17 protein-coding genes and 5 pseudogenes are annotated in these 25,400 nt (G+C 62.7%); 4 read left to right on the top strand and 18 right to left on the bottom strand.

What is annotated here, in order from left to right; translation table 11 throughout:
- Positions 1-47: 47 nt before the first annotated feature.
- The 8 genes from phaP to aceE all read right to left on the bottom strand — a co-directional run bounded on the left by phaP (position 48) and on the right by aceE (position 10,404).
- Positions 48-473, bottom strand: coding sequence for a TIGR01841 family phasin (gene phaP / locus LRP30_RS15845; protein ID WP_249760955.1), 426 nt, complete (start codon positions 471-473; stop codon positions 48-50).
- 21 nt (positions 474-494) lie between these two features.
- On the bottom strand, positions 495-887 hold the full coding sequence (locus LRP30_RS15840) for an acyl-CoA thioesterase (RefSeq protein WP_249760954.1): 393 nt from the start codon (positions 885-887) through the stop codon (positions 495-497).
- A 9-nt stretch (positions 888-896) separates the two neighbouring features.
- Positions 897-1,622 (bottom strand): acetoacetyl-CoA reductase, encoded by a 726-nt coding sequence (gene phbB, locus LRP30_RS15835; protein WP_249760953.1) that lies wholly within the window; start codon positions 1,620-1,622, stop codon positions 897-899.
- Between the two features lie 122 nt (positions 1,623-1,744).
- Positions 1,745-2,917: an acetyl-CoA C-acetyltransferase gene (locus LRP30_RS15830; RefSeq protein WP_249760952.1), complete on the bottom strand. Its 1,173-nt coding sequence runs from the start codon at positions 2,915-2,917 to the stop codon at positions 1,745-1,747.
- Between the two features lie 57 nt (positions 2,918-2,974).
- Positions 2,975-4,318, bottom strand: a complete 1,344-nt coding sequence (locus LRP30_RS15825) for a dicarboxylate/amino acid:cation symporter (protein ID WP_249760951.1) — start codon at positions 4,316-4,318, stop codon at positions 2,975-2,977.
- Positions 4,319-4,365: 47 nt separating this feature from the next.
- A complete protein-coding gene (gene lpdA, locus LRP30_RS15820) occupies positions 4,366-6,111 on the bottom strand; it encodes a dihydrolipoyl dehydrogenase (protein WP_249760950.1) in 1,746 nt (581 codons plus the stop codon).
- 16 nt (positions 6,112-6,127) lie between these two features.
- Entirely contained in the window at positions 6,128-7,693 is a 1,566-nt protein-coding gene (locus LRP30_RS15815; protein WP_249760949.1) for a dihydrolipoyllysine-residue acetyltransferase, read from the bottom strand.
- A 23-nt stretch (positions 7,694-7,716) separates the two neighbouring features.
- Complete coding sequence (gene aceE, locus LRP30_RS15810) at positions 7,717-10,404, bottom strand: pyruvate dehydrogenase (acetyl-transferring), homodimeric type (RefSeq protein ID WP_249760948.1); 2,688 nt, start codon at positions 10,402-10,404, stop codon at positions 7,717-7,719.
- 583 nt (positions 10,405-10,987) lie between these two features.
- Between aceE and lipA the strand changes: the two are divergent.
- The 4 genes and pseudogenes from lipA to LRP30_RS44960 all read left to right on the top strand — a co-directional run bounded on the left by lipA (position 10,988) and on the right by LRP30_RS44960 (position 13,753).
- Positions 10,988-11,954, top strand: a pseudogene (gene lipA, locus LRP30_RS15805) (lipoyl synthase).
- Between the two features lie 639 nt (positions 11,955-12,593).
- Entirely contained in the window at positions 12,594-12,899 is a 306-nt protein-coding gene (locus LRP30_RS15800) for an FAD-binding oxidoreductase (RefSeq protein ID WP_249760947.1), read from the top strand.
- A gap of 343 nt (positions 12,900-13,242) precedes the next feature.
- Positions 13,243-13,446, top strand: a pseudogene (locus tag LRP30_RS44965) (FAD-linked oxidase C-terminal domain-containing protein); the annotation flags it as partial.
- Between the two features lie 52 nt (positions 13,447-13,498).
- Positions 13,499-13,753 (top strand): FAD-linked oxidase C-terminal domain-containing protein, encoded by a 255-nt coding sequence (locus LRP30_RS44960; RefSeq protein WP_256477663.1) that lies wholly within the window; start codon positions 13,499-13,501, stop codon positions 13,751-13,753.
- A 200-nt stretch (positions 13,754-13,953) separates the two neighbouring features.
- On the opposite strand, the gene LRP30_RS15790 is transcribed toward LRP30_RS44960, so the two are convergent.
- The 10 genes and pseudogenes from LRP30_RS15790 to LRP30_RS15745 all read right to left on the bottom strand — a co-directional run bounded on the left by LRP30_RS15790 (position 13,954) and on the right by LRP30_RS15745 (position 25,388).
- A complete protein-coding gene (locus tag LRP30_RS15790; protein WP_249760946.1) occupies positions 13,954-15,276 on the bottom strand; it encodes an FAD-binding oxidoreductase in 1,323 nt (440 codons plus the stop codon).
- Positions 15,277-15,322: 46 nt separating this feature from the next.
- Positions 15,323-15,580 carry a hypothetical protein gene (locus LRP30_RS15785; RefSeq protein WP_249760945.1) on the bottom strand — a complete coding sequence of 86 codons (258 nt, stop codon included), beginning with the start codon at positions 15,578-15,580 and terminating at the stop codon, positions 15,323-15,325.
- Entirely contained in the window at positions 15,577-17,040 is a 1,464-nt protein-coding gene (locus LRP30_RS15780) for an aldehyde dehydrogenase family protein (RefSeq protein WP_249760944.1), read from the bottom strand. The genes LRP30_RS15785 and LRP30_RS15780 overlap by 4 nt, the downstream gene beginning before the upstream one ends.
- Before the next feature lie 22 nt (positions 17,041-17,062).
- Complete coding sequence (locus tag LRP30_RS15775) at positions 17,063-18,256, bottom strand: alanine racemase (RefSeq protein WP_249760943.1); 1,194 nt, start codon at positions 18,254-18,256, stop codon at positions 17,063-17,065.
- 11 nt (positions 18,257-18,267) lie between these two features.
- The gene (locus LRP30_RS15770; protein ID WP_249760942.1) at positions 18,268-19,137 is read right to left on the bottom strand and encodes a GNAT family N-acetyltransferase; all 870 of its coding nucleotides are present in this window, start codon (positions 19,135-19,137) and stop codon (positions 18,268-18,270) included.
- A 214-nt stretch (positions 19,138-19,351) separates the two neighbouring features.
- A pseudogene (gene tdh / locus LRP30_RS15765) lies at positions 19,352-20,353 on the bottom strand (L-threonine 3-dehydrogenase).
- Positions 20,354-20,372: 19 nt separating this feature from the next.
- Positions 20,373-21,574 (bottom strand): annotated as a pseudogene (locus tag LRP30_RS15760) (glycine C-acetyltransferase).
- A gap of 35 nt (positions 21,575-21,609) precedes the next feature.
- A pseudogene (locus LRP30_RS15755) lies at positions 21,610-22,560 on the bottom strand (homoserine kinase).
- Positions 22,561-22,586: 26 nt separating this feature from the next.
- Complete coding sequence (gene thrC, locus LRP30_RS15750) at positions 22,587-24,005, bottom strand: threonine synthase (RefSeq protein ID WP_249760941.1); 1,419 nt, start codon at positions 24,003-24,005, stop codon at positions 22,587-22,589.
- 72 nt (positions 24,006-24,077) lie between these two features.
- Positions 24,078-25,388, bottom strand: a complete 1,311-nt coding sequence (locus LRP30_RS15745; protein WP_249760940.1) for an FAD-binding oxidoreductase — start codon at positions 25,386-25,388, stop codon at positions 24,078-24,080.
- Positions 25,389-25,400 lie beyond the last annotated feature (12 nt).

Genomic DNA, 25,400 nt, shown 5'->3' with positions numbered 1-25,400 from the left:
TTTCGATGGGCGGATACGCCCCTGTTGCCTTTTGCGGCTGGTCGACATCAGGTGCTTCCGCCACGCGCCCGCATTGCAGCCATTCCCTCGTCGAAACGCCGCCGCAATATGTCGATCATCTGCTTCTGCTGTTCCGTTGTGGTCTCGGCGAGCTGCCGCATGTTGGCGAGCGCCGTCTCGAATCCCTGTCGGGCGATCTCGGCGCGCCTTCCCGCCACGGCCTCGTTGCCGGCCTCGGCGGCGATCGCCGTCATTGTTTCCTGGAAGACTTCCGCCTGTCGCGCCATCAGGTTTCGCCAGCTTTCATAGGCCGAGCGGTTGACCGCGATCAGGGCCTCGATGTTTTTCTTCTCCATATCGAGCAGCGCCTTCATATCGACGCCGCTGATCTGGCAGGATTCGATGAGCTTAGCGAAGTCGAGACCCGGAAGGCCCCAATCGGTCGCGCCTGCCTTCGGTTTTCCGTCGGACATGTCCCTCTCCCTGATTGGTCGTTACTGCTCGTCTCGACCGGCCGGGATCGGCGCAGGTCGTCCCTCGGCATCCAGTGCAACGAAGGTGAAGATCCCCTCCGTCACTTTCACACGTTCCCCCAGGCGCCTGCGCAGTGCCCAGGCCTCCAGGCGGATCGCCAGCGACGTGCGCCCGATGCGCTCGGGCGACGCGTAAACGCACAGGACATCCCCGACATGGACCGGCTTGATGAAATGCATCGCCTCGATCGCCACCGTCGCGACTCGTCCCTGCGCGCGCTGGCCGGCATGGATGCCGCCGGCAATGTCCATCTGCGAGAGCACCCAGCCGCCGAAGATGTCGCCGCTCGGATTTGCGTCCGCCGGCATGGCGAGCGTTCGCGTCGTGAGGTCCCCTCGTGGATGAATCGACATCGCGGTCGCTCAAGCCATGTGCTGGCCGCCGTTCGCTGAAATCGTCGAGCCGGTGATGAAGCCGGCGTCATCGGACGCCAGAAACACAACCACTCGCGCGATCTCATGCGGCTCGCCCAGGCGACCAACGGGAATCTGCGGCAGGATGTTCTTGGCCACCACCTCCGGGTTGATCGCCTTGACCATCTCGGTCGCGATATAGCCCGGGCAGATCGTATTGACGGTGATGCCGGCGCGCGCGCCCTCCTGCGCCAACGCTTTGACGAAGCCGATGTCACCCGCCTTGGCGGCGGAGTAGTTGACCTGCCCCATCTGGCCCTTCTGGCCGTTGATCGACGAGATGCAGATCACTCGGCCGAACTTGCGCTCGCGCATCCCTTCCCATACAGGCCGGGTCATGTTGAACAGCGAGTTCAAGTTGGTATTGATGACCGCGTACCATTGCTCCGGCGTCATCTTGTGGAACATGCCGTCCTTGGTGATGCCGGCGTTGTTGACGAGTACGTCCACCGGCCCGAGGTCCGCTTCAACCTGCTTCAGGCCGGCGGCGCAGGCCTCGTAGCTCGACACGTCCCATTTGTAGACGTTGATGCCGGTCTCGCTCTTGAATTTGGCGGCCGCTTCGTCATTGCCGGCGTAGCTCGCAGCCACCTTGTAGCCGGCTGCCTTGAGCGCAACCGAGATTGCCTCGCCGATGCCGCGCGTTCCGCCGGTCACCACCGCAACTCTGGACATTGTCCCCTCCTCATCCTGATCGGTTCGTATTGTATTTGCCGGCTCCGGGGAGCCGTGGTCGTTCGCGGACGGCCTGTGGTCGTCCGCTTCTCGTTCCAGCCGAATGGACCGGCCGCAGAGGCCTAGCGCTCGACCGTCAGGGCGACGCCCATGCCGCCGCCAATGCACAGCGTGGCAAGGCCCTTCTTCGCGCCGCGCTTCTGCATCTCGAACAGAAGCGTCGTCAGCACACGCGCGCCGGAGGCCCCGATCGGATGGCCGATGGCGATGGCGCCGCCGTTGACGTTGACGATCGACGGATCCCAACCCATGTCCTTGTTGACAGCGATAGCCTGCGCCGCGAAGGCTTCATTCGCCTCGACGAGATCGAGATCCTTGACCTGCCAACCGGCCTTCTCGAGCGCCTTGCGGGAAGCAGGAATCGGCCCCGAACCCATCACTGCCGGGTCGACGCCCGCGGTGGCCCAGGACACGATCTTTGCGAGCGGCGCGAGGCCGCGTTTCTTGGCTTCATCCGCGCTCATCAAAACCAGGGCAGCCGCGCCATCGTTGATGCCCGAGGCGTTGCCGGCGGTCACGCTGCCCTCCTTGTTGAAGGCGGGCTTCAGCTTGGCGAGCGCGTCCACCGTGGTGCCGGCACGGATATACTCGTCCTGGTCGACGACAACGTCGCCCTTCCTGGTCTTGACAGTGACGGGAACGATCTCATCCTTGAACCGACCGGCTTTTTGCGCGTCCTCGGCCTTGTTCTGCGAGCTGGCGGCGAACGCGTCCTGCTCTTCCCGGGTAATCTGCCATTTGGCGGCGATGTTCTCGGCGGTGACCCCCATGTGATAGCCGTGGAAGGCATCCAGCAGACCATCTTTCAGCATTGAGTCCACGAACTTGACGTCGCCCATCTTAGTGCCGTTCCGCAGGTGCGACAGGTGCGGGGCCATCGACATGGACTCCATGCCGCCGGCGACGATGACCTTGGCATCACCATTGGCGATCTGCTGCAGGCCAAGGGCGACCGAGCGCAGTCCCGAGCCGCAGAGCTGGTTCATGCCCCACGCCGTCTTCTCCTGCGGAATGCCGGCTGCCATCGCGGCCTGCCGTGCCGGATTCTGCCCCTCGCCGCCTGCGAGGACTTGGCCGAGAATGACCTCGTCGACCTCTTCGGGGGCGACTTTGGCGCGCTCGAGAGCGCCCTTGATCGCCACAGCCCCGAGCTCATGGGCGGTCAGCGCGCCGAATGCTCCGTTGAAGGAACCAACCGGCGTTCGCGCCGCCGAGACAATTACCACGTCCGTCATGATCAACTCCCCGTTCTCTTCTGATTTGAACGAATGGCCATTTGCACTGCGCCGCCGTCAGAGACCTCGTCCCTCGGTGACGGCGGTCTCGAAGTCCGTCGGATCTATGTCCCGCTCGAGTCCGGAACGCAACTTCTCGCGATCGAGCTCGCCCTCCCACCACGCCACCACCACGCAGGCAACGCCGTTGCCGCAGAGGTTGGTGAGCGCCCGGCATTCGCTCATGAACTTGTCGATGCCGAGCACGATCGCCATACCGGGGAGCAGTTCGGGCCTGACAGCGGCAAGCGTGCCGGCGAGCGTGATGAACCCCGCACCCGTGATGCCCGAAGCGCCTTTCGAGGTCAGCATCGCGACGACGAGGATCGTCATCTGTTCGCCGAAGGAAAGCTCGACGTTCATCGCCTGGGCGATGAACAGCGTCGCCAGGGTCATATAGATGTTGGTGCCGTCGAGGTTGAAGGAATAGCCGGTTGGCACCACCAAACCGACGACTGACTTGGAGCAGCCGAGTTTCTCCAGCTTCTCCATCATCTGCGGCAGCGCGCTCTCCGAGGACGAGGTGCCGAGCACGATCAGCAACTCGTCCTTGATGTATTTAAGGAACTTGAGGATCGAGAAGCCGGCGATGCGGGCGATGATGCCGAGCCCAACGACCACGAACAGAAGCGCCGTGAGATAGAAAGTCGCGATCAGGCCGGCGAGATTGCCGAGCGCCTGGGGGCCATAGCGACCGATCGTGTAAGCCATCGCACCGAAGGCTCCAATCGGCGCGGCCTTGACCACGATCGAAATGACGCCGAACATCGCATGGGCAACGTCGTCCACGAACGACCGGACGGTATGAGCCCGCTCGCCGAGTCCCATCAGCGCGAAGCCGAACAGGATGGCAAACAGCAGCACTTGCAGGATTTCGCCTTGCGCGAAGGCTCCGACGACGGTATCCGGAATGATGTGCAGAACGAAGTCCACCGACTTCATCTCGCTCGCCTGTTTCGCGTAACCTGCGACGGCCGCGGCGTTCGACTGCCCCTGGAAACCTGAGCCGGGGTGCAGCACATTGGCGACGATCAGGCCCAACGCCAGCGCAAAGGTCGAAACGACTTCGAAGTAGATCAACGCCTTGATCGCGACCCGGCCGACCTTCTTGACCTCCGAAATGTGGGCAATGCCAGAGACGACCGTGCAGAAGATGATCGGTGCAATGGCCATCTTGATCAGCTTGACGAAGCCGTCGCCCATCGCCTTGATCCAGTCGTTCTTGCCGAGATCGGGCCAAAGCCAGCCGACAATGACGCCGAGCACGATCGCCGCGAGTACCTGAACATAGAGAACCCGGTACAACGGCTTCTTCTGTGTCGCAGCTATCGTTCCGGACGTCACGGTGGTCGCTCCAGACATTGTGTCTCCCTCCCTGATCTCGCTGTGTCCTGCGTTGGCAGGCCGCGCTACTTCTTTTTCTGCGGTGGCAGATCGGTGCAGTGGCCTTCAAAGACTTCCGCCGCCATGCCGATGGACTCGCCGAGCGTCGGATGCGGATGAATGGTCTTGCCGATATCTGCCGGCTCGCAGCCCATCTCGACTGCAAGGCAGATCTCGCTGATGAGATCGCCGGCATGCGTGCCGACGATTCCGCCCCCGATGACGCGGTGCGTCGTCGTGTCGAACAGCAATTTGGTAAAACCCTCGTCGCGGCCATTGGCGATGGCGCGGCCCGACGCCGCCCAGGGGAAGACCGACTTGCCGAACTTGATGCCCTCCGCCTTGCACTGGTCTTCGGTCTTGCCGGCCCACGCGACTTCGGGATCGGTGTAGGCGACGGACGGAATCTGCCGCGCGTCGAAATACGACTTCTCGCCGCGGGCGACTTCCGCGGCCACATGACCTTCGTGGACGGCCTTGTGCGCCAGCATCGGCTGCCCCACAATGTCGCCGATCGCAAAGATATGCGCCACATTTGTGCGCATCTGCTTGTCGACCTCGATGAAGCCCCGCTCAGTCACCGCGATTCCGGCCTTGTCGGCGTCGATCTTCTTGCCGTTCGGGCTGCGGCCGACCGACACCAGAACGAGGTCATAAACCTGCGGCTCAGGCGGCGCCTGCTCGCCCTCGAATTTCACTTCAATTCCGGCTTCGGTTACTTTCGCGCCGACCGTCTTTGTCTTCAACATGACCCTGTCGAAGCGACGCGCGTTCATCTTCTCCCAGACCTTGACCAGGTCGCGATCGGCGCCCTGCATCAGACCGTCGAGCATTTCGACGACGTCGATGCGGGATCCGAGCGTCGAATAGACCGTGGCCATTTCAAGCCCGATGATGCCGCCGCCGATCACCAGCATGCGCTTGGGGATCGATTTGAGCTGCAGCGCGCCGGTCGAGTCGACGATGCGCGGATCTTCCGGGAGGAGTGGCAGCTTCACGGCCTGGCTGCCGGCGGCAACGATTGCCTTGGCGAACTTGATTGTCTTCTTGTCACCGGCTTCCGACACGACTTCGAGATGATGCGGATCGAGAAAGGCACCGACGCCGGTCACGACCTCGACCTTGCGCGCCTTTGCCATGCCGGCAAGGCCGCCGGTCAGCTTCTCGATCACGCCATCCTTGAATCCGCGCAGCTTGTCGAGATCGATCTGCGGCGCACCGAAGGTGATCCCATGGTCGGGGAGATGCTTGACCTCGTCCATCACGAATGCCGTGTGCAGCAGTGCTTTGCTTGGAATGCAGCCGACGTTGAGACAAACGCCGCCGAGCGTGTCGTAACGCTCGACCAGCACGGTCTTCATGCCGAGATCGGCGGCGCGGAAGGCGGCGGAGTAGCCGCCGGGACCGGCACCCAGAACCAGCATGTCGCATTCGAGGTCCGCCTTGCCCGAATGGGACGCGGCGGCGGGCGAAACGGGTGGCGTCGCGGCGGCTGGTGGCGAGGCCGGTGCGGACGTTGCTGCGGCCGCGGCTCCCGTCGTCTCCAGCATGAGGATGACGGATCCCTCGCTGACCTTGTCGCCCACCTTGACCTTGACTTCCTTGACGACGCCGGCGTCCGAGGACGGAATCTCCATCGACGCCTTGTCGGATTCGACCATGACGAGGCTGGTATCGACCGCGACGGTCTCGCCGGCCTTCACCATCACCTCGATGACAGCGACGTCCTTGAAATCGCCGATGTCAGGAACCTTGACTTCGATCTGAGCCATACTGCGCTCCCCAACCTTAGAACAACACGCGCCGCAGATCGGCGAGCACATTGGCGAAATAGACGTTGAAGCGCGCGGCCGCCGCGCCGTCGATGACGCGGTGGTCCCAGGACAGCGACAGCGGCAAGATAAGGCGCGATGTCCAGGTCTTGCCGTCGGCCGAATGCTGCTTCCAGTAGCCTTTGCAGACGCCCATGATGGCGACCTCGGGCGCGTTGATGATCGGCGTGAAATAAATGCCGCCGATGCCGCCGAGCGAGGAGATCGAGAAGGTGCCGCCCTGCATCTGGTCCGGCTTGATCTTGCCCTCGCGTGCCAGCTTGGCCAGCGCGTTCATCTCGTTGGCGATGTCCGGTATCGATTTCTTGTCGGCATCGCGGATGACGGGCACCATCAGGCCGTTCGGCGTGTCCGCGGCGAACCCGATGTGCCAGTAGTTCTTGTAGACGAGCGTGCCGCCGTCGAGGCTGGCGTTGAACTCCGGAAACTTCTTCAACGCCGCGACGGCCGCCTTCACCATGAACGGCAGCAGCGAGAGCTTGACGCCGCTCTTCTCCAGCTCCTTGTTCATCTTCACCCGGAACTGCTCGAGTTCGGTGATGTCGGCCTCGTCATGGGTGGTGACGTGCGGGATGACGACCCAGTTGCGATGAAGATTGGCCGCGGAAATCTTCTTGATACGGCCGAGCTCCTTGCGGTCGACCGGACCGAATTTGGCGAAATCAATCTTGGGCCAGGGCAGTAGATCGATGCCACCGACGCCGCTACCGCCTGCTGGCGCGGCCTGCGGCTTGGATGGCGCAGCCCCGCTCTTGGCGAAGGCCTGGACGTCCTCGCGCAGGATGCGGCCATGATTGCCTGTCCCCTTGACCTTGCCGAGATCGACGCCGAGTTCGCGCGCCAGCTTGCGGACCGCGGGACCCGCATAGGCGAGCGCGAAGGCCTTCTCGTCCACCGCACCGGCCTGCGCCACGGGGACCGCAGCAGGCGCCGTTGACACGGGTGTTGTCGGCGCAGCAGCTGCCGGCGCGACCGCCACCCCCTCGCTGGTCGCGAGCACGAGAATGACGGCGCCCTCGCTGACCTTGTCGCCGGTCTTCAGCTTGATCTCGCGCACGATACCCGAGAGCGGCGCCGGTACTTCCATCGTCGCCTTGTCCGATTCGAGCGCAATCAGCGGATCCTCCGCCTCAACGCGGTCGCCGGGCTTCACGAAGATCTCGATGACCGGAACGTCCTTGAAGTCGCCAATATCAGGAACACGCACCTCGGCGAGGCCGGCCGGCGCGCTGACGGGCGACGGCGGAGCACTGACGACCGGTCGCGCCTCGGCCTGTTCGGCGCCGACGCCCTCGAATTGCACGATCACCGTGCCTTCGCTCACCTTGTCGCCGACCTTGACGACTACCGACTTCACCATGCCTTCACGCGGCGACGGCACCTCCATGGTCGCCTTGTCGGATTCCAGCGCGACCAGCGGATCTTCGGCCATTACCTGGTCGCCCGGCTTGACGAAGACCTCGATCACCGGAACTTCCTTGAAGTCGCCGATGTCGGGAACCTTGATATCGATCAGACTCATCGCTCTGCCCTCGGCTCGCTGTCTCACACGGTCCACGGCGCAGCGCGCCCGGCGTCGATCTGGTACTTGGCGATGGCTTCCGCGACGATCGCGGGCTTGATCGTGCCTTCGTCGGCCAGCGCCTTGAGCGCGGCGATGGCGACGTAATGCCGATCGACCTCGAAGAATTTGCGCAGCTTGACGCGATAGTCGCTGCGGCCGAAACCGTCGGTGCCGAGCACGACGTAGCGGCGTCCGGCCGCCTGGACATATTCACGGATTTGATCGGGATAGTTGCGCATGTAGTCGGTCGACGCCACGACCGGGCCCGGATGCGTTTCGAGCTGCGCTTCGACCCAGCTTTTGCGGCGCGGCTCTGTCGGGTGCAGCAAATTCCACCGTTCCGTGGCCATGCCGTCGCGACGTAACTCGTTGAAGCTCGTCGCGCTCCACACGTCCGCCGTCACGCCGAAATCGGCCTTTAGCAGATCCGCGGCCGCGATCACCTCGCGCAGAATCGTGCCCGAGCCGACGAGCTGGACGCGAAGTCCCTTCTTCGGCGTCTCGCCGCCGTTCTTGAGGAGATAGAGCCCCTTGAGAATTCCTTCTTCCGCCCCCTTGCCCGCTTCGGCGAGCGAGGGGTGCGAATAGTTCTCGTTCATCAGCGTGATGTAGTAGTAGACGTCCTCCTGCGCCTCATACATCCGGCGCATGCCTTCGCGCACGATCGTCACGACCTCATAGGCGAAGGTCGGATCGTAGGAGACGCAGTTCGGGATGGTGCCGGCCAGGACGTGGCTGTGGCCGTCCTCGTGCTGCAAGCCTTCGCCGTTCAGCGTGGTACGGCCCGCGGTGCCGCCGAGCAGGAATCCCCGCGCCCGCATGTCGCCGGCAAGCCAGGCGAGGTCGCCGACGCGCTGCAGGCCGAACATCGAATAGTAGATGTAGAACGGGATCATCGGCACGTTGTTCGTCGAGTAGGACGTCGCCGCGACGATCCAGCTCGACATCGCGCCGCCTTCGTTGATGCCCTCCTGCAAAACCTGCCCGGTCTTGTCCTCGCGGTAGTACATGAGCTGGTCGGCATCCTGCGGACGGTAGAGCTGGCCGACCGACGAATAGATGCCGAGCTGGCGGAACATGCCCTCCATGCCGAAGGTACGGGATTCATCGGGCACGATCGGCACGATGTGCTTGCCGATCGCTTTGTCGCGCACCAGCGTGCCGAGCATCTGCACGAACGCCATCGTGGTCGATATCTCGCGGTCACCGGTGGCGTCGAGCAGCCGCTGGAACGTCGACAACGGTGGAATTTGCAAGGACGCGGATTTGCGCCGGCGCTGCGGCAGGCTGCCGCCGAGCTTTTCGCGCTGGGCGCGCAGATACTTCATCTCCGGACTGTCTTCCGCCGGACGGATGAAGGGCACCTTGGTCAGGTCCTCGTCGGCGACCGGCACTTGGAAGCGATCACGGAATCCGCGCAGCGCGTCCTGCGTCATCTTCTTGGCCTGATGCGCGATCATCTGGCCTTCGCCGGACTCGCCCATGCCGTAGCCCTTGACGGTCTTCGGCAGGATGACCGTCGGCTGCCCCTTGTGGTTCACCGCCGCGGTATAGGCCGCAAACACCTTTTCCGGATCGTGACCGCCGCGCGCGAGCTGCCAGATCTCGCCGTCGCTCATGTCGTCGACGAGTTGCTTCAGCTCCTCGTACTTGCCGAAGAAATGCTCGCGGATATAGGCGCCGCTCTTGCTCTTGAAGTCCTGATACTCGCCGTCGACGCATTCCTCCATGCGCTTCAGCAGCAGCCCGCTCTTGTCGTTCGCCAGCAGCCGATCCCAGCCCGATCCCCACAGCACCTTGATGACGTTCCAGCCGGCGCCGCGGAAAACGCTTTCGAGCTCCTGAACGATCTTGCCGTTGCCGCGCACCGGCCCGTCGAGCCGCTGCAGGTTGCAATTGATGACGAAGATGAGATTGTCGAGGTTCTCGCGGCCGGCGAGCGAGATCGCGCCGAGCGATTCCGGCTCGTCGGTTTCGCCGTCACCCATGAAGGCCCAGACCTTGCGGTTCGCGGTCTCGGCCAGCTTGTGGTTCTCCAGATATTTCAGGAACCGCGCCTGATAGATCGCCATCAGCGGACCGAGGCCCATCGACACCGTCGGGAACTGCCAGAAATCCGGCATCAGCCAGGGGTGGGGATAGCTCGACAGGCCCTTGCCGTCGGTCTCTTGCCTGAAGCCGAGGAGCTGATCCTCGGTCAATCTTCCTTCAAGAAAAGCGCGCGCATAGATGCCGGGCGAACAATGGCCCTGAACGAAGATCAGATCGCCGCCGTGCGATTCCGTTGGCGCATGCCAGAAATGGCCGAAGCCGATATCGTAGAGTGTGGCGGCGGACTGGAAGCTCGCGATGTGGCCGCCAAGCTCTGAACTTTCCTTGTTGGCGCGCAGGACGATGGCGAGCGCATTCCAGCGAACGATCGAGCGCAGCTTGTGCTCGATGGCGCGGTCGCCCGGCAGCACCGGCTGTTGATGCAGCGGAATCGTGTTGCAATAGGGCGTCGTCAGCGTCTGCTGAATGGCGAGGCCGCCGCCGCGCGCGGCAGCAATGATTGCGTTGACGACGAATTCAGCGCGCTCGCTGCCGCGGTGACCGCGGATCGCCGATAGGGCATCCAGCCACTCCCGGGTTTCCTGCGGATCCAGATCGTGCGCGTCCGCGACTGTCATTTCTCTCTCCCTTGCATGCCAAGCCGACGTCAGGCGTCATTGTTCATTGCACCGCCGCCTTCAGGGGGAAGCGTGCAATGCCACGCAGGCGATATCGCCCGTCGCTAGGTTAAAGATTGAGTGCTGGCTGGCATTTTGAGCGTTCCCCTCGCCTTGCTTGTTCAGAACTGCTTATTCTTTTGCAGACATCTAAGCAGCATTCGTGCCAGACCTCGAAAAGGTCCGCCGATCGCGCACATGCCTTTAATTTTGCTCAGGATTGTCGATCAGCCGCCCGACCGCGCCGATGTTATGGGCCCGCACTTGTCTGAAGCTCCGGAAAACGAGCTGCCGGTTCCGCCCGAAAGATCGGATCGTTGAGCTGTCCAGCAAACGCTGGGCACAGCCGACGTGAGCAAAGGCCGAACCCTAGCGATGCGTCTGGAAAAAGGTCGGCGCATGTGCGCTTGACGATCGATTTGACTTACTCGGTTCGAACAACGAATGTCTGCGGCCGGAGGCCTTTGCAGTTTTCTCGCAAGCCAGTTTGCCGGCGCCGGATCCTAGGCGCCGTCGTCTTCTCGCGCAACACGAGGTTGACCAGATGACCGCCCTGCTCGATCTCCTCGACAAAGATCCGCGCGCGAAGCTGCGACCGGACGCGCCGCGCCACCCCGAGAAGGTGAACCGCCCGGAGACGCCCTTGCAGAGCAAGCCGGCGTGGATCCGCGTGAAGGCACCGGGCTCAGACGCCTGGGCCGAGACGAGACGCATCGTGCGCGAAAACAAGCTCGTGACCGTCTGCGAGGAAGCCGGATGCCCCAACATCGGCGAATGCTGGGCGAAGAAGCACGCGACCTTCATGATCATGGGGGACACCTGCACGCGCGCCTGCGCATTCTGCAACGTGCGCACCGGCCTGCCCGGCCCGCTCGATGCCGATGAACCCGCCAGGGTCGCCGAAGCAGTCGCCAAGCTCGGGCTCGAGCACGTGGTCGTCACGTCGGTCGATCGCGACGATCTTGCCGATGGCGGGGCGGCGCATTTTGCTGCGACCGTCGCCGCGATCCGCGCAGCGAGCCCCGGCACGACAATCGAAATCCTGACGCCGGATTTTTTGCGCAAACAGGGCGCTCGAAACGGTCGTGGCGGCGAAGCCCGACGTGTTCAATCACAATCTGGAAACGGTGCCCTCGAAATATCTGACCGTGCGCCCGGGAGCGCGCTATTTCCATTCGGTCCGACTGCTGCAACGCGTGAAGGAACTCGATCCGCAGATATTCACCAAGTCCGGGATCATGGTTGGCCTCGGTGAGACCAGGAACGAGGTGCTGCAATTGATGGACGATATACGTTCCGCAGACGTGGATTTCCTAACTATTGGCCAGTATCTGCAGCCCACTCGAAAGCATCATCCTGTGGTTGGCTTTGTGACGCCCGACGAATTCGACGCCTATGAGAAGATCGCCTATGCTAAGGGATTTCTGCTCGTATCTGCGACGCCGTTGACGCGCTCTTCCCATCACGCTGGCGATCATTTCCGCAAACTACGCGCGCGCAGGCGCGACTAGCGGGCCGACGCGCCTGCTACCGCAATTTGCGGCGACTGCGCCAATCGCGGAGAGAGTGCGAGTCAAATCCTCGATTTTCGTTCATTTCGCGTCGAACAGCTGAGACTGCACGTAAGCACTCGCCCGCCTCCTGCCTCGGAAATCCGGATCCGGCCCAAGCGCCAGGCCTGCTCACGTTACCTGTGGTGAGATTTTTCTTGATTTCCCAGTGCACACATCGTGCACACGCCACCTTCTAAGTCATTGAAGAACTTAAACTCTCACTCCAATCCATCATGGGTGCAATGCAAAATCGATGCGCTAACATGCTGATTCTGTTAGCACTTCGGACATCAATCAGTCTATTCGTTTTTTCGGTCCCCGGTACTGCGTTGCAGTACCGGGTGACTGCGCGCAGTACCGCCGCTGATCGCGCCCAACCTTTGTTGATCTATTTGCTTCGGCCGGAAAGTACCGCGCTGCTCTTCACACGCCTAGCATTGCATGGCCCGGATAGTAGTTTTGGCTACGATAGAGAAAGAAGGCTTGCGGATTGCTGTTCGCGGCGGATGCTAGCGTTCTCAGAAAGGCCACCGAAAACTTCGGGCCTACACTGATAGCCGAAGCGCGACGCCAGATGCTTCCGGAGGGCAGATCATCTTGAGCCTCGAGCGGATGGACATGATCCGCGAAATCGAACCGATCTCCATGACGATCTCCGTCGACGCCGACGCCATTCAAAAAAATGTGCAGAACGCTGCGGCGGATGTCGGGCTTCTGTTGCCGCTCAGCCTCGCCGCGGAAGGCAGTTGCCAGATCGGCGGTAACATCGGCACGAACGCCGGCGGGCTGTCAGTCGTCAGGTACGGGATGACGCGCGATCTGCTGCTCGGGATCGAGGCGGTGCTGGCGGACGGCACGGTGGTCTCCGACATGCGTAAGCTGCGGAAGAACAACACCGGCTAGAGTGCTTCGTCGGAAGCGAGGGGACTCTCGGCATCGTCACCGGCGCAGTGTTGCGTCTCGCGCCTTTGCCGGCCCGCCGCGCGACTGCGTGGCTGAAGCTCGCGAACGGCGCGCCGCTCGCCGAGCTTCTCGCGTTGGTGCGTCGCGAATCCGCAGACCTGCTGACCACGTTCGAATTCATGGCGGCCAGATCCATCGCGCTCGCGACCGAAGCAATGACTGACCCGCCCTCCCTTCGAGCAGGCCCAGCAGGCCCCGTCCTCGTCGAGTTCGCGTCTTCCTCACGCCATCTCGATCTCGACGAACTGATGGAAGCTGTTCTGGCCGAGGCGATCGAGTCCGGATGGATCGAGGACGCCTGCTGGCGCAGAGCGGATCGCAGCGGACCGCAATGTGGCGGCTCCGCGAGACTATCCCCGAGGGCGAGAAGCGCCGGAACGGATCGGTCAAGCACGACATCTCGGTACCGCTTTCCTCCATTCAGCGCTTTCTCAATCTGGCCGGCTCGCAGGTGCGATCGTACGACGCCGACCTTGAACTGTCCGTCTACGGCCATGTCGGCGACGGCAATCTGCACTACAACGTGCTCGTTCCTCCCGATGTCGACCGGCTGGAGTTCACCAAGCGAAATCGAAGGCAGCCTGTCGCTGCAACTCTACGACACCGCCGCGGCGCTCGGCGGCACGTTCAGCGCAGAGCACGGCGTCGGTCGTTTCAAGAAGCACCTTCTGGAGCGGTACGGCGATGTCGGGCGTATCGCGGCGATGCGCCGGATCAAGACCGCCTTTGATCCGGCGGACATCATGAACGCCGGCGCGGTCGTTCGTCCGTTGGGAGAGAAGTCTGCCCGTTGAACCATCGGCCGGCGAGCTGGCGATGCTTACGTCGACGCCCAAACGATGCATCTTCGGCCGAGTCACCTCGATCAGCCGAATCGTCTTGCCATAAAGAAAGAGCCACTCCCAAAGGAGTGGCTCAAGTTGGGGAGGAAACGCCCTTTAGGAACTGCTAAATCGCGATCAGGCCGCGACCTGTTCGGTCGCCGGCTCGATCTTCAGATGGCGGCGATGTCCAGCTTCGAGCCGTCGACCAGACGCGACAGCCGGAACGGTGTGGGATCGACGCAAGGCGTGTCGTTTACGACGAGCTCTGCGGCCAGATAGCCGAGTCCCGGCCCCAAACCGAAGCCGTGACCCGAGCAGCCCGCCGCGAGAACCAGGCCTTTCACCCCGTCCACCTGCGATACCACGGGCACTGCATCCGGCGTGCAGTCGACGAAGCCGCCCCAGGCGCTATCGATCTCTATTTTGCCGAGTTGGGGGAAGGTTTTCCGGACGCTCTCCACCACTTGGCTCACCAGCCATTTCAAGGGCGGAGGATCCAGCACGCGATTCTGCTCGAAGATCCGATCATCGTTGGTCAGCAGCGCCGGCATCGAATCCGGCCCCGAAACGAACGATCGGCCGATGCCGAGCCTGACGTTCTTCAGGCGACGCAAGAACTGCGGCATGAATTCCCGGCTATACCGGATCGCCTGGGGCGTGATTTCGAGGTTCGCCTTGCCGCTGATCGCAAGCGTGTAGCTGCCGTCCAGTCGGCGCGTGATCGTGCAGTAGGGTGTGGAGATCGCCTCGCCTATGTTGATTGTCGGGGTGGAACGCAGCGCGGTCTGCCGGATGCTCGCTTGGGGGAAACTGACCCCAAGCGGCCGAAGGAAGCGCGAGGACCAGGCGCCGGCGGCGCACAGCACCGCGTTGGTTCTGATGTAGCCCTTTTCCGTGTGCACGCCCGCAATCTTGCCATTGGCCAAGTCGAGCGTCCGCGCGGCACATCCCTGGTGGATCGTGGCGCCCAGAACTCTGGCCCCCTCAGCGATAGCCGGCGCGGCGAGCGCAGGTTCGGCCTTGCCGTCTCGCTCCGAATAGGTCCCGCCGACCCATTTGTCGCGCGCTTCGGGAACGCGCTCGGCCACCTCCGCCCGACTCAGCACGCGGGTATCGACGTCGTACTCCCTGGCGACCTCGCGCCACTTTTCCCAGCCGGCGAGCACAGCCTCGTCGTGGGTCGCATAGACGAGACCGCAGCGACGAAATCCGAGGTCCCGATTGATATCGCGCGTGAGCTCGTCCCACAGCCGCATGGAGATCACCGAGAGCGGCAGTTCGCGCCGGTCGCGGTTCTGCTGGCGGCACCAACCCCAGTTTCGGCTCGATTGCTCACAGGCAACGTGGCCCTTCTCGAGGAGCGCTACGGAGAGGCCGCGCTTCGCCAGGAAATAGGCGGCCGTAGAGCCGAGGATGCCGCCACCGACGATGACGACGTCGGCCTCGGCCGGGAGACGCTCATCGCTGTGAATGCGCTCGACGTGGGGCGACATGTTCCGACGAACCTCGGCTGCCAGGAATGCGAAAAGCAAGTTCCGATCAGCCCTTCATCGCACCGTGCGCTCGATACAATGTGCTGAAATCATCTCGGACTTCGCAAGATGCTCGGGTTTTTGGCCGCTTGATTGAACGAAGCTGCTCATGCCCGACCGAGTCCCAGTTCGGCGAAGGGCGGCGGGCCCCCTCGAGGACCGCGCCGATTGCGTTCAAAACCAATTCGCCGCGTTCGATCCTTTCGGAAACATGCTGAAATTCCCCGATCTGAATCGATTGCTCCGGTAGATCGCTGGCGTTCACCGGTAAAATCCGAGAACGGCCTTGGTCTCCAGATACTCCTCCATGCCCTCGCGGCCGTATTCGCGACCGTTGCCGGAACGCTTGTAGCCGCCAAAGGGAGCATTGGGGTCCCAGTCAGGATAATTGAGATGAACTTGACCCGACTGGATCTGCCCGGCGACGATCCGCATCGTCTCCATATCAGTGCCCTGCACATGGGCGCCGAGGCCGTAGACGGTGTCGTTGGCGATCGCGATCGCCTCGTCGACCGACTCGTAGGGAATGATCGCCAGCACCGGGCCGAAGATCTCCTCCTGCGCAATCCGCATGTCGCGACGGACGTCCGAGAAGATGGTCGGACGCGCATAGAAGCCAATCTGAAGGTCGTCGGGCCGCCCCGGCCCGCCGATGACGAGCTTGGCGCCTTCCTTCAGACCGACATCGATCATAGTCTGCACGCGCTCGAACTGCGGCCGGTTGGCAATCGGGCCATGAGTCGTGCTTTCCGCAAGGGGATCGCCGACCACCAGTTCTGAAGTGGCAGCGGCCGCCAAGGTCTCGACCTCTTCCATGTGTGAGCGAGGCACGAGCATGCGCGTCGGTGCGCTGCAGGATTGGCCTAGATTGCGGAAGGCGGCACCGACGCCGAGCGGAACAGCACGGCTGAGATCGGCGTCCGGCAAGATGATATTCGGCGACTTGCCGCCGAGCTCCTGGGCAACGCGCTTGACGGTGGGCGCTGCCGCCTGCGCGACGAGAACGCCGGCGCGCGTCGAGCCGGTGATCGAGATCATGTCCACCTGCGGATGCGACGCCAGACGAGTGCCGACGATCGGACCTGTTCCATTAACGAGGTTGAAGACGCCGGGCGGACAACCGGCATCGCCCATGACCTCAGCGAATAGCAAGGCGCTCAGCGGCGACAATTCGCTCGGCTTCAACACCACCGTGCAACCAGCCGCGAGCGCGGGGCCGACCTTGGCCGTGATCTGGTAGAGAGGCCAGTTCCAAGGGGTGATGAGCCCGCAGACACCGATCGCCTCGCGCATGATCGCCGTGCTGCCGCGCGCGGCGATGAACGGATAATTCGCGAGATTGTCGCGGGCGACACGGATATGTTCGGCGGCCAGCGGCACCTGAGCGCGCCGGGCATAGGTGATGGCAGCTCCCATCTCGCACATAAGGACCTGCGCGAACAGCTCCAGCCGCTCAAGGAGCAAGGCGTGAATCCGGTCGAGCAGCGCCGCTCTCTCAGCAGGCGCGGTCATGGACCAGCCGGCGAAGGCTCGTCTGGCGGCTGCGATGGCGCAGTCCACGTCATCGTCATCGCCGAGCGCGACCTCAGCGATCGGCTGTTCCGTCGCCGGATTGACGACGGTTGCTGCTGCCGCGACTGATCCGATCGGCTTCCGCCATTCTCCGTCGATGTAGAATTTTCCGAGGAAGCCGGCTTCCGTCAGGTGTCGAAGGGGCGAGGTCATTGGAAGCGATCCTTTCGACAGCCTACCAGCCGCGCATCCGTGGCCATCGTGCTTCGATCGCGTCGCTGCCGGCGGAGACGACGTTGTACAGTTCGTGTTGCGACGCCGTTGCACAGGCGTGATTGGGCAAAATCCTGACCTTCGCGCCGATCGGAAGGTCGGGCAAAGCCTGACCCGAGCCGGGCCTGATGGCGAGGATGCCGTGCTCCTGGCTCGCATGCGAAACAATCAGGTCTGAATAGACCTTGCCGGCCACATCGCAGACCAGACCGTACCCCTGGTCGACCCGCTGCGCCGCGGTGCCGCGGTCGCGCGACAGCGCCATCCAGCCTGCATCGACCAAAATCCAACTCTTCTCGGGCTTCTTGCCGATCACGGTGGCGAGCACCGAGATGGCGATGTCATCGGTGGCGCAGACACCGATGCCGTGCATCAGCAGATCGAAGAACATGTAGACGCCGGCCCGAATTTCCGTGACGCCGGTCAGGTCTTCGGCGAAATGGGCCGTCGGGGTGGAGCCGACGCTCACGATGGGGCATTGGTGCCCGGCCGCACGCAATGTCGTTGCGGCGGCGACGGCCAAGGCGCGCTCGTTCTCCGCTGCCGCGACAAGGGCGGCGGGCGTGCTGAGGCCGTAGGATTCGCCGGCATGGGTGAGAATGCCGGCGATCTTGACGCCGGCCTCGGCGAGCGCCGCCGCGACGGCGATGAGCTTCGGATCGGTCGCCGTCAGCCCCCCGCGGTGACCGTCGCAGTCGATCTCGATGAAGGCGGATGGTGTCACACCGGCTGCGCGACCGGCCGCGCCAAGCACGACCGCCTGCTCAGGCGAATCCAGCAGCACCTTGATGTCGATGCCTGCTTTCCGCAGGCGCATTGCTCTGTCGGCGGTGAGAGGAGCAAGTCCTACGGCATAGGTCATGTCCCGGAAGCCGTGCTGCGCGAAATATTCCGCTTCCGCCAAGGTGGAGACAGTGATTGGTCCCGCCCCGGACCGATGGGCGCGTTGGGCGACGTCGATGGATTTCGCCGTCTTCAGATGAGGACGCAGCACGACGCCTTGCCGAGCCATGCGAGAAGACAGGCGCGCGAGATTGCGATCCAGCCTGTCCTTGTCGAGCAGGAGAGCCGGTGTTGCCAGCGCACCAATCGTTGCGGCCGTCTCGCCCGGCCCGGCGTTCGGGACATCCGTCCTGTCTATCTCCACGCGCAGCATCCCGATATCCCTTAGCCGAATGACTGGTTGGCGAGCCCGAACATGCGGGCCGGTCCGGTCCATGGAGCCGGCGTCCCCAGCACCATGGTGGTGGCATCACTAACCTGCTGGAGGCCGATGCTTTCGAGCCATTCCCCGAGTTGCGAGGAGGCTGGAATATCGATCCGGACGAAGACAGGCCCGAGCCGCGCGATCGTGAATTCGATCAGCGCGCGCGCATCGGTCGGGCTTTCGGCCACGACGGGACCGATGACATGCCCACGCCCGAAAAGGCGAGAGATGGCGTATCCGCAAAGCAAGCCGTCACGCACCAGGACATAGCCGTCACCGCTGTCAAACAGCCGATTCAGCAACTGCCGCCGCTCCAACCCTGTAGCCGCGCGGTCGAGCCGCGCGATCGCCTCGAACTCCGATGCGGCCATTGGTCTGAGGCCTGATCGCGGCGTTCCTTGGCTTTGGCGGGGAATTCCGTGATGCTGGTGGATGATCCCGATCGGGACGAAGCCACGGCGGCGATACAGCGTCATGCCTTCCGGCGTCGAATTCAGCGCGATGGTCCGCGGGCGCGCGGACGTCAGCAACGCATCCATCAGCCGGGCCCCATAGCCACGACCCTGAGCGGCCTTTGCAACGATGATCATGCCGGCGGACGCATGAGTCTCGCCGTATGGCCACCACGCCGCGGTTCCGATCACCGTCCCGTCGCGCTGCAGAACAAAGCCATGGCCCAACTGCAGCGCGACATCCCAATCCTCGATGCGGTAGGGCCAGGACATCTCCTGCGAGAGCTTCAGGGCGCCTTCCAGATGCGCTCTGGCGAAAGGAAGCAGGGCCACGTCCTCATTGTCGCGCTGCCCGACTGGATAAGCTGCGGCTGTCATGATCGGTCAACGTCTCTTGCTCGGGTTGCAGGCCTGATGGCCAGCGCCTGACCGCGTGAGGCCATCTCATGATCCCCGCGCAGTTCGCAGCGTAACTTCGGTCCGACAGCATTACGCAGCCGGACTGGCGCAAAGTTCGGCATATAATTTCATTGATGATGCGGCAGCAGTTCAATCTGCTGTTCCGCGACAGGAGCCCTCTCGAAGGGCGTATTCACGCCTTCCAGTCCAGCACGATCTTGCCGCAGTTGCCGGTGCGCATGATCTCAAATCCGGTCTTGAACTCTGTGACCGGCAGGCGGTGCGTTATGATTTTGCGGATGTCGAGACCGCTCTCGAGCATTGCGAGCATCTTGTGCCAGGTCTCAAACATCTCTCGACCGTAGATTCCCTTGACGGTGAGCGTCTTGAAGACAAGCTTGGTCCAGTCGACAGTCGCGGGTCGAGCAGGGATACCAAGCATGGCGATCTTGCCGCCCATCACCAGATTTTCAACCATTTGGTCGAACGCGGCCGGCGCACCGCTCATCTCCAGCCCGACATCGAACCCTTCCTTCATGCCGAGGCACTGCGCTACAGACCGAAGATCTTCCTTGCTCACGTCGACGGGAACGACGTCAGCGACACCAGATGCCAATGCCAGACGATGCGGATTGACGTCGGTAATCACGACGTGCCGCGCACCGACATGCCTGGCTGCGCTCATGATGCCAATGGGACCTGCCCCGGTGATGAGCACATCCTCGCCGACGAGGTCGAACGACAACGCGGTGTGGACGGCGTTGCCGAGCGGATCGAGGATGGCCCCGATCTCGTCATCGATCGCATCAGGGAGCGGCACGACATGAAGGCGGGCAAACGCAGATATTCGGCAAAAGCTCCGGGAATATTGACACCGATGCCCTTGGTTTCAGGATCCAGGTGAAACCGCCCTCCTCGCGCAGCGCGGCTGCTCATGCCGACAACATGGCCCTCACCCGAAACGCGTGACGTTCGCGCCCACTTCGGCGATCTCGCCTGCATATTCATGGCCGACGACCATCGGGACAGGCTCGGTCCGCTGCGCCCACTCATCCCAGGCGTAGATATGGATATCCGTGCCGCAGATCCCGGTCTTGTTGATCTTGATGAGAACGTCATCCGGTCCGATCTGCGGAATCCCCCGTTCGTCGAGCCAGAGCCCGGGTTCGGCGGCTGCTTTGACAAGAGCTTTCATGAGAGCACCTTTGTAACCATCAAATCACGCCAAGCGCTTTGCCGGCGTCGGCGAAAGCGTCGACGGCCTGTTCAACGTCCTTTTCGCTCAGGGCGGCGGACATCTGTGTCCTGATCCGCGCCTTTCCTTTGGGGACGACGGGATAGAAGAACGCGGCGACGTAGATGCCGCGTTCATCCAGCGCGGCTGCCATATCCTGCGCCAGGCGCGCGTCGTGCAGCATGACCGGAATGATTGGCGTCTCTCCCGCGAGCAGCTCGAATCCAGCTTTTCCAAGCCCGACCGAAAGCGCCGTGTATGCGCAGCAAGAAGCTGCCGGCGGTCGTCGGCTGTTTCCGCGATCTGGATCGCCTTGATCGATCCCGCCGCCACTGCCGGGGCGAGGCTGTTGAAGAAGAGATATGGACGCGCTCGCTGTCGAAGCAGATCGACGAACGGTTGCGACGGCGCGACGAAGCCTCCCATCGCGCCGCCGAGGCTCTTACCGAGCGTCCCCGTGACAATCTCGACCTGCCTCCTTGCGCCCGTCAGCGTCGGCGTGCCGCGACCTGCTTCGCCGAGATGACCGGTGGCATGGCAATCATCGACCATGACGACAGCACCGTACCTCTCGGCCAAGGCGCAAATGGCGGGGAGCTTGGCCACGTATCCGTCCATCGAGAACACGCCGTCAGTGGCGATCAATTTGAACCGGGCTCCGTCCCTGTCCGCCTCCTTGAGCCGGTCCTCGAGCTCGTTCATGTCGCCGTTGGCGAAGCGGTAGCGCCTCGCCTTGCAAAGACGCACTCCGTCGATAATTGAAGCGTGATTGAGAGAATCAGAAATGATGGCGTCGTCGGTCTCTAGAAGCGGTTCGAAGACCCCGCCATTGGCGTCGAAGCAGGCCGCGAACAGGATGGCGTCATCCTTGTCCAGATAGCGAGCGATCGTGCGCTCGAGTTCGCGGTGCAGGGTTTGCGTACCGCAGATGAAGCGCACGGATGCCATGCCAAACCCGAACTCATCCAGGCCTCGCTTTGCGGCTGCGATGACTTCGGGATGATCGGTAAGACCCAGATAGTTGTTCGCGCAAAGATTGACGAGTTCGCGCTCGGAGGACTTCGAAACAACGCGGATCCGGCCCGCTTGCGCGCCAGTGATCAGCCGCTCATGCTTGTAGAGGCCCTCCGCCTGGATCTGCGAAAGAAGCTCGCGAATTCGGCCTTCTAAGGTCGGCGCCATCGTACCCTCCATCCTCGCTGCCGCAAATTGGACGATCATGATAATGCGAACTCTCCCCGGAGCATGAGCAAGATTCGCTCGAAGCGGCTGGGATCATGTCGCTTGAGGAGCGCAGCCTGCCGAGGCAGGTGCACATCCCATAGGCGCGACAGCCAAAACCGGAATGCCGCAGCGCGCTGCATCGCAGGAAGCAGCTTGTGTTCGGAGGAAGTCAGCGGTCGGACGCTCTCATAGGCACCCAGGAAAGCGGCGGCTCGCTCGACATTGGGGCGGCGGGTGAGGCCATCGACGCACCAGTCGTTGAGGCACACCGCTATATCGAACAGAAACGTGTCGCATCCGGCGAAATAGAAATCAATGACGCCGGACAGGCGCCCCCTCTCGAACAACACGTTGTCGCGGAAGAGATCGGCGTGGATCGGCCCCCTGGGAAGTTGCCTGTAAGTCGAGGACAAAGCGAGCTCTTTCTGAAAGTTCAGTTCAGCCGAGAGTAACGAGCGTTGTCCGGCGGATACGTAGCGGCCGAGCACCGGCACGACCTCGTTCCACCATTAAAGCCCCCGCGGATTGTCTTGTTGTCGTGGATAATCGCTCCCGGCCAAGTGCAGGCGCGCCAGGCACTCCCCGACGGAACTGCAATGGGCGGCCGTAGGTTCTGCCTCGCTCGCACCAGGAAGCCTGTTGACGACCACCGCGGGCCGCTCCCTCAGCGAGTGAAGGATCACGCCATGCGCGTCAGCAACCGGATCCGGCATGGGCAAGCCGCGAGCCGCAAGATGCTTCATCAAGTGCAGGTAAAACGGCAATTGCCCGGATGTGAGACGCTCAAACAAGGTGAGCACATAGGCCTCGCCGTCCGTATCGACGAAGTAGTTCGTGTTTTCGATCCCTCCGGTAATCCCACGAAGTGAACGAGGCGTGGCGAGTCCCAGCGCTCGAAAGAACGCCGTCACCTCGTCGAATGACAATTCCGTAAACACGGCCATGATTGTCCTCGATCCCAAGCGGCCGTTCAGCTGGTCACAATCTCGGCGATGTAGTCCTTGACTGCCCGTGCGTCCGGGGGGAGGACTTTGACGCGCCTCGGCAGTTCTTCCAGGCCCTTGTACCGTTCTGGAAGACCCGGCTCGCTCCCCAACGCTTCCTTGATCGTCGCCGCGAATTTGATTGGCAGTGCAGTTTCGAGCACGATCATTGCCTCCTCGGCGGAGGCGTGTGTGCGCGCGACTGTGACGCCATCCGCCGTGTGCGGGTCGATCACAGTGTGGTAACGCTTCCACGTATCGCGGATCGCCGCCACCCGATCAGCATGGCTGCTCTTGCCACTTCGAAAGCCAAACCTGGCGGCCGCCCCCGCGAATCGGGGATCTCCACTCAGGTCGAACCCACCCCGTTCCCTGAGCTGACCATCAAGCAGCGCTTTCGTCCGACCGGCGTCGCGACCGACCAAGTCGAAGACGAACCGCTCGAGATTCGATGCCTTGGAAATGTCCATCGAGGGGCTCGACGTTTCGAGAGTGTCGGCCCGGCTCCGAGCGCGATACACGCCGGTGCGGAAAAACTCGTCCAGCACGTCGTTCTCGTTGGTCGCAACGACCAGGCGGGATATCGGAAGTCCCATCATGCGCGCAACATGGCCGGCGCAGATGTTTCCGAAGTTCCCTGAAGGTACCGTAAAGCTTACGCCTGCCGGTCCCCGTTCGAACGCCTGCAGGTAACCGGAAAAGTAATAGACGACCTGCGCAAGCAGCCTCGCCCAGTTGATCGAATTCACCGCACCGATCTTGTATTGCTGCTTGAACTCCAGATCGCTCGCCACCCGCTTGACGATGTCCTGGCAATCGTCGAAGACGCCATCTATCGCGATGTTGTGGATGTTGTGGTCCTGGAGGCTGAACATCTGAGCTTGTTGAAAGGCGCTCATTCGTCCGCGGGGCGAGAGCATGAACACCCGCACCCCTTTCTTGCCGCGCATGGCGTATTCTGCGGCGCTTCCAGTATCGCCACTGGTCGCACCAAGAATATTCAAGTTCTCCTGCCGGCGCGTCAGCTCGTACTCGAGCAGATTGCCGAGCAACTGCATGGCCATGTCCTTGAACGCCAGCGTGGGACCATTCGACAGCTCCTGGAGATAAAGTCCCATCTCCAGCTTTCGCAGCGGCGCGATGTCAGACTTTCCGAATATCTCCGGCGTGTAGGTCTTTGCACAGATGGCTTTCAGGTCGGCGGAGGGAATATCGCCGACATAGAGTGACAGGATCTCGAAAGCCAGGTTGGCGTAGGACAGCGTACGCCACGCATCCAGCGTGGCGTGGTCCACGCGAGGATAGGTCTCCGGGACGTACAGCCCGCCATCCGGGGCGAGGCCTTCAAGCAATGCCTCGCAGAATTGCTTGCGGCCTGAATGGCCGCGCGTGGACACGTACTGCATCGTCATCTTCTTTCGAGAGGCGGAAGTGCCTCCGGAATTCACGCCCTGGGTTGTAAGCTGCGCTGCCGGCCATCAACGGCTGGCGCGCCACATCGCGATCCGGTCACGCATCCGGTAGCCCTGAATGAAGGCAGGCATGAACCACGGATTGCCTCGATAGAACGGGATGAAGGCCGGAGGCCTGAAGTCGAACGCGGTGCGCGCCCGCTCTTCGTGTCCCATGAGCTTGTGGGCCGCATGCATACCGACCCATGGCGCCCAGACCACGCCCGACCCGCAGAAGCCGCTGGCATAGACGATACCTTCCTTCTCGAAGATGCGCGGAATCATGTCGCGGTTCATGGCCACATGGCCGAACCAGCAGCGTGAGAGGCGAACGGCCTCCAGCTCAGGGAACAGATTCACCAGGCCCTTGCGCAGAAGCAGCTTCGGGGCGACGGGGTCGCCGACCCGAGAGCTGTCGCGGCCGCCGAGCAAGATGCGTTTGCCATCAGGCGAGGGCCGATAATAGAAGCCGACCTCCCGGTTCTCGGTGATCATCATGCGTTTCGGCATCAGCCGCGCCATGACTTCGGGCGCAAGCTCCTCCGTCGCAATGATCCGGCTGCGAACCGGGACCAGCCGACGGCGCAGGAAGGGCGCGGCGCCATCGGTGTAACCGTTGGTACACACCAGCACCTGACGCGCCTGCACCGGACCGGCCGCGGTGAAGACGCGGAAGCCGGAGCCATCTCTGTCGATCGAGATCACGGGCGTCCGCGCGTGGACTGTCAATCCGGAAGCGAGCGCGACCCGCAGCAGTTCGGCGTGGAATTTCGCCGGGTGCAGTCCGCCGATATCCATCCGAACCGAACCGCCGCGATAGACATTGGTGCCGATGTACTTGCGCTGCTCGGCATAGGGAACTGCGTACGCTTCGATCCCAAGTTTCTTTGCGAGCCGCTCCGCGGTCCGCGCCATGGCTTCGTATTGTTCATAGCCGAAGGCGCCCTTGAACTGCGCCACCGGCTGGAAGTCGCAGGCGAGGCCTTCCGTCCTGATGAAATCGTACAGGAACTCGCGCGCGGCCTTGCCTTCCGCCTCGATCGCCAGCGCCTTCTCTTCTCCGAACCGGCGCGTGAGCGTCGCGTAGTCGGGCCGAATGGATCCGCTGGTGATACCGCCGTTGCGCGTCGAAGCTCCTTCGCCAGGGTCCATAGCATCATAGGCCGCAACTGAGCGGCCCTCGCGCGCTAGCACCAGACCGGCCGAGAGCCCTGCATAGCCCGCGCCCACGATCAACACGTCGAGCTTCTTGGCTATTGGCTGCTGAGGCGGCGGCTTAAGCGGCGCGGCTTCCCACCAATAGGGCGTGGCCTTCTCGGCAACTCTCGGCGCGTGCATGGCTTTTCTTCT

This window comes from Bradyrhizobium sp. C-145, from assembly GCF_023375135.1.
Classification (GTDB): Bacteria; Pseudomonadota; Alphaproteobacteria; order Rhizobiales; family Xanthobacteraceae; genus Bradyrhizobium; species Bradyrhizobium zhanjiangense.
The sequence above is the reverse complement of the archived record's forward strand: the minus strand, read 5'-3'. Positions and strand labels throughout refer to the sequence as shown.

Coding starts and splice junctions, on each gene's coding strand:
- LRP30_RS15815 (WP_249760949.1), bottom strand. CDS start 7,693: ATGAGTCTGATCGATATCAAGGTTCCCGACATCGGCGACTTCAAGGAA.
- phbB (WP_249760953.1), bottom strand. CDS start 1,622: ATGTCCAGAGTTGCGGTGGTGACCGGCGGAACGCGCGGCATCGGCGAG.
- thrC (WP_249760941.1), bottom strand. CDS start 24,005: ATGCAGTACGTGTCCACGCGCGGCCATTCAGGCCGCAAGCAATTCTGC.
- LRP30_RS15745 (WP_249760940.1), bottom strand. CDS start 25,388: ATGCACGCGCCGAGAGTTGCCGAGAAGGCCACGCCCTATTGGTGGGAA.
- phaP (WP_249760955.1), bottom strand. CDS start 473: ATGTCCGACGGAAAACCGAAGGCAGGCGCGACCGATTGGGGCCTTCCG.
- LRP30_RS15790 (WP_249760946.1), bottom strand. CDS start 15,276: ATGTCGCCCCACGTCGAGCGCATTCACAGCGATGAGCGTCTCCCGGCC.
- LRP30_RS15840 (WP_249760954.1), bottom strand. CDS start 887: ATGTCGATTCATCCACGAGGGGACCTCACGACGCGAACGCTCGCCATG.
- LRP30_RS15770 (WP_249760942.1), bottom strand. CDS start 19,137: ATGACAGCCGCAGCTTATCCAGTCGGGCAGCGCGACAATGAGGACGTG.
- aceE (WP_249760948.1), bottom strand. CDS start 10,404: ATGACAGTCGCGGACGCGCACGATCTGGATCCGCAGGAAACCCGGGAG.
- LRP30_RS15780 (WP_249760944.1), bottom strand. CDS start 17,040: ATGACCTCGCCCCTTCGACACCTGACGGAAGCCGGCTTCCTCGGAAAA.
- LRP30_RS15775 (WP_249760943.1), bottom strand. CDS start 18,256: ATGCTGCGCGTGGAGATAGACAGGACGGATGTCCCGAACGCCGGGCCG.
- lpdA (WP_249760950.1), bottom strand. CDS start 6,111: ATGGCTCAGATCGAAGTCAAGGTTCCTGACATCGGCGATTTCAAGGAC.
- LRP30_RS15830 (WP_249760952.1), bottom strand. CDS start 2,917: ATGACGGACGTGGTAATTGTCTCGGCGGCGCGAACGCCGGTTGGTTCC.
- LRP30_RS44960 (WP_256477663.1), top strand. CDS start 13,499: ATGTCGACCGGCTGGAGTTCACCAAGCGAAATCGAAGGCAGCCTGTCG.
- LRP30_RS15825 (WP_249760951.1), bottom strand. CDS start 4,318: ATGTCTGGAGCGACCACCGTGACGTCCGGAACGATAGCTGCGACACAG.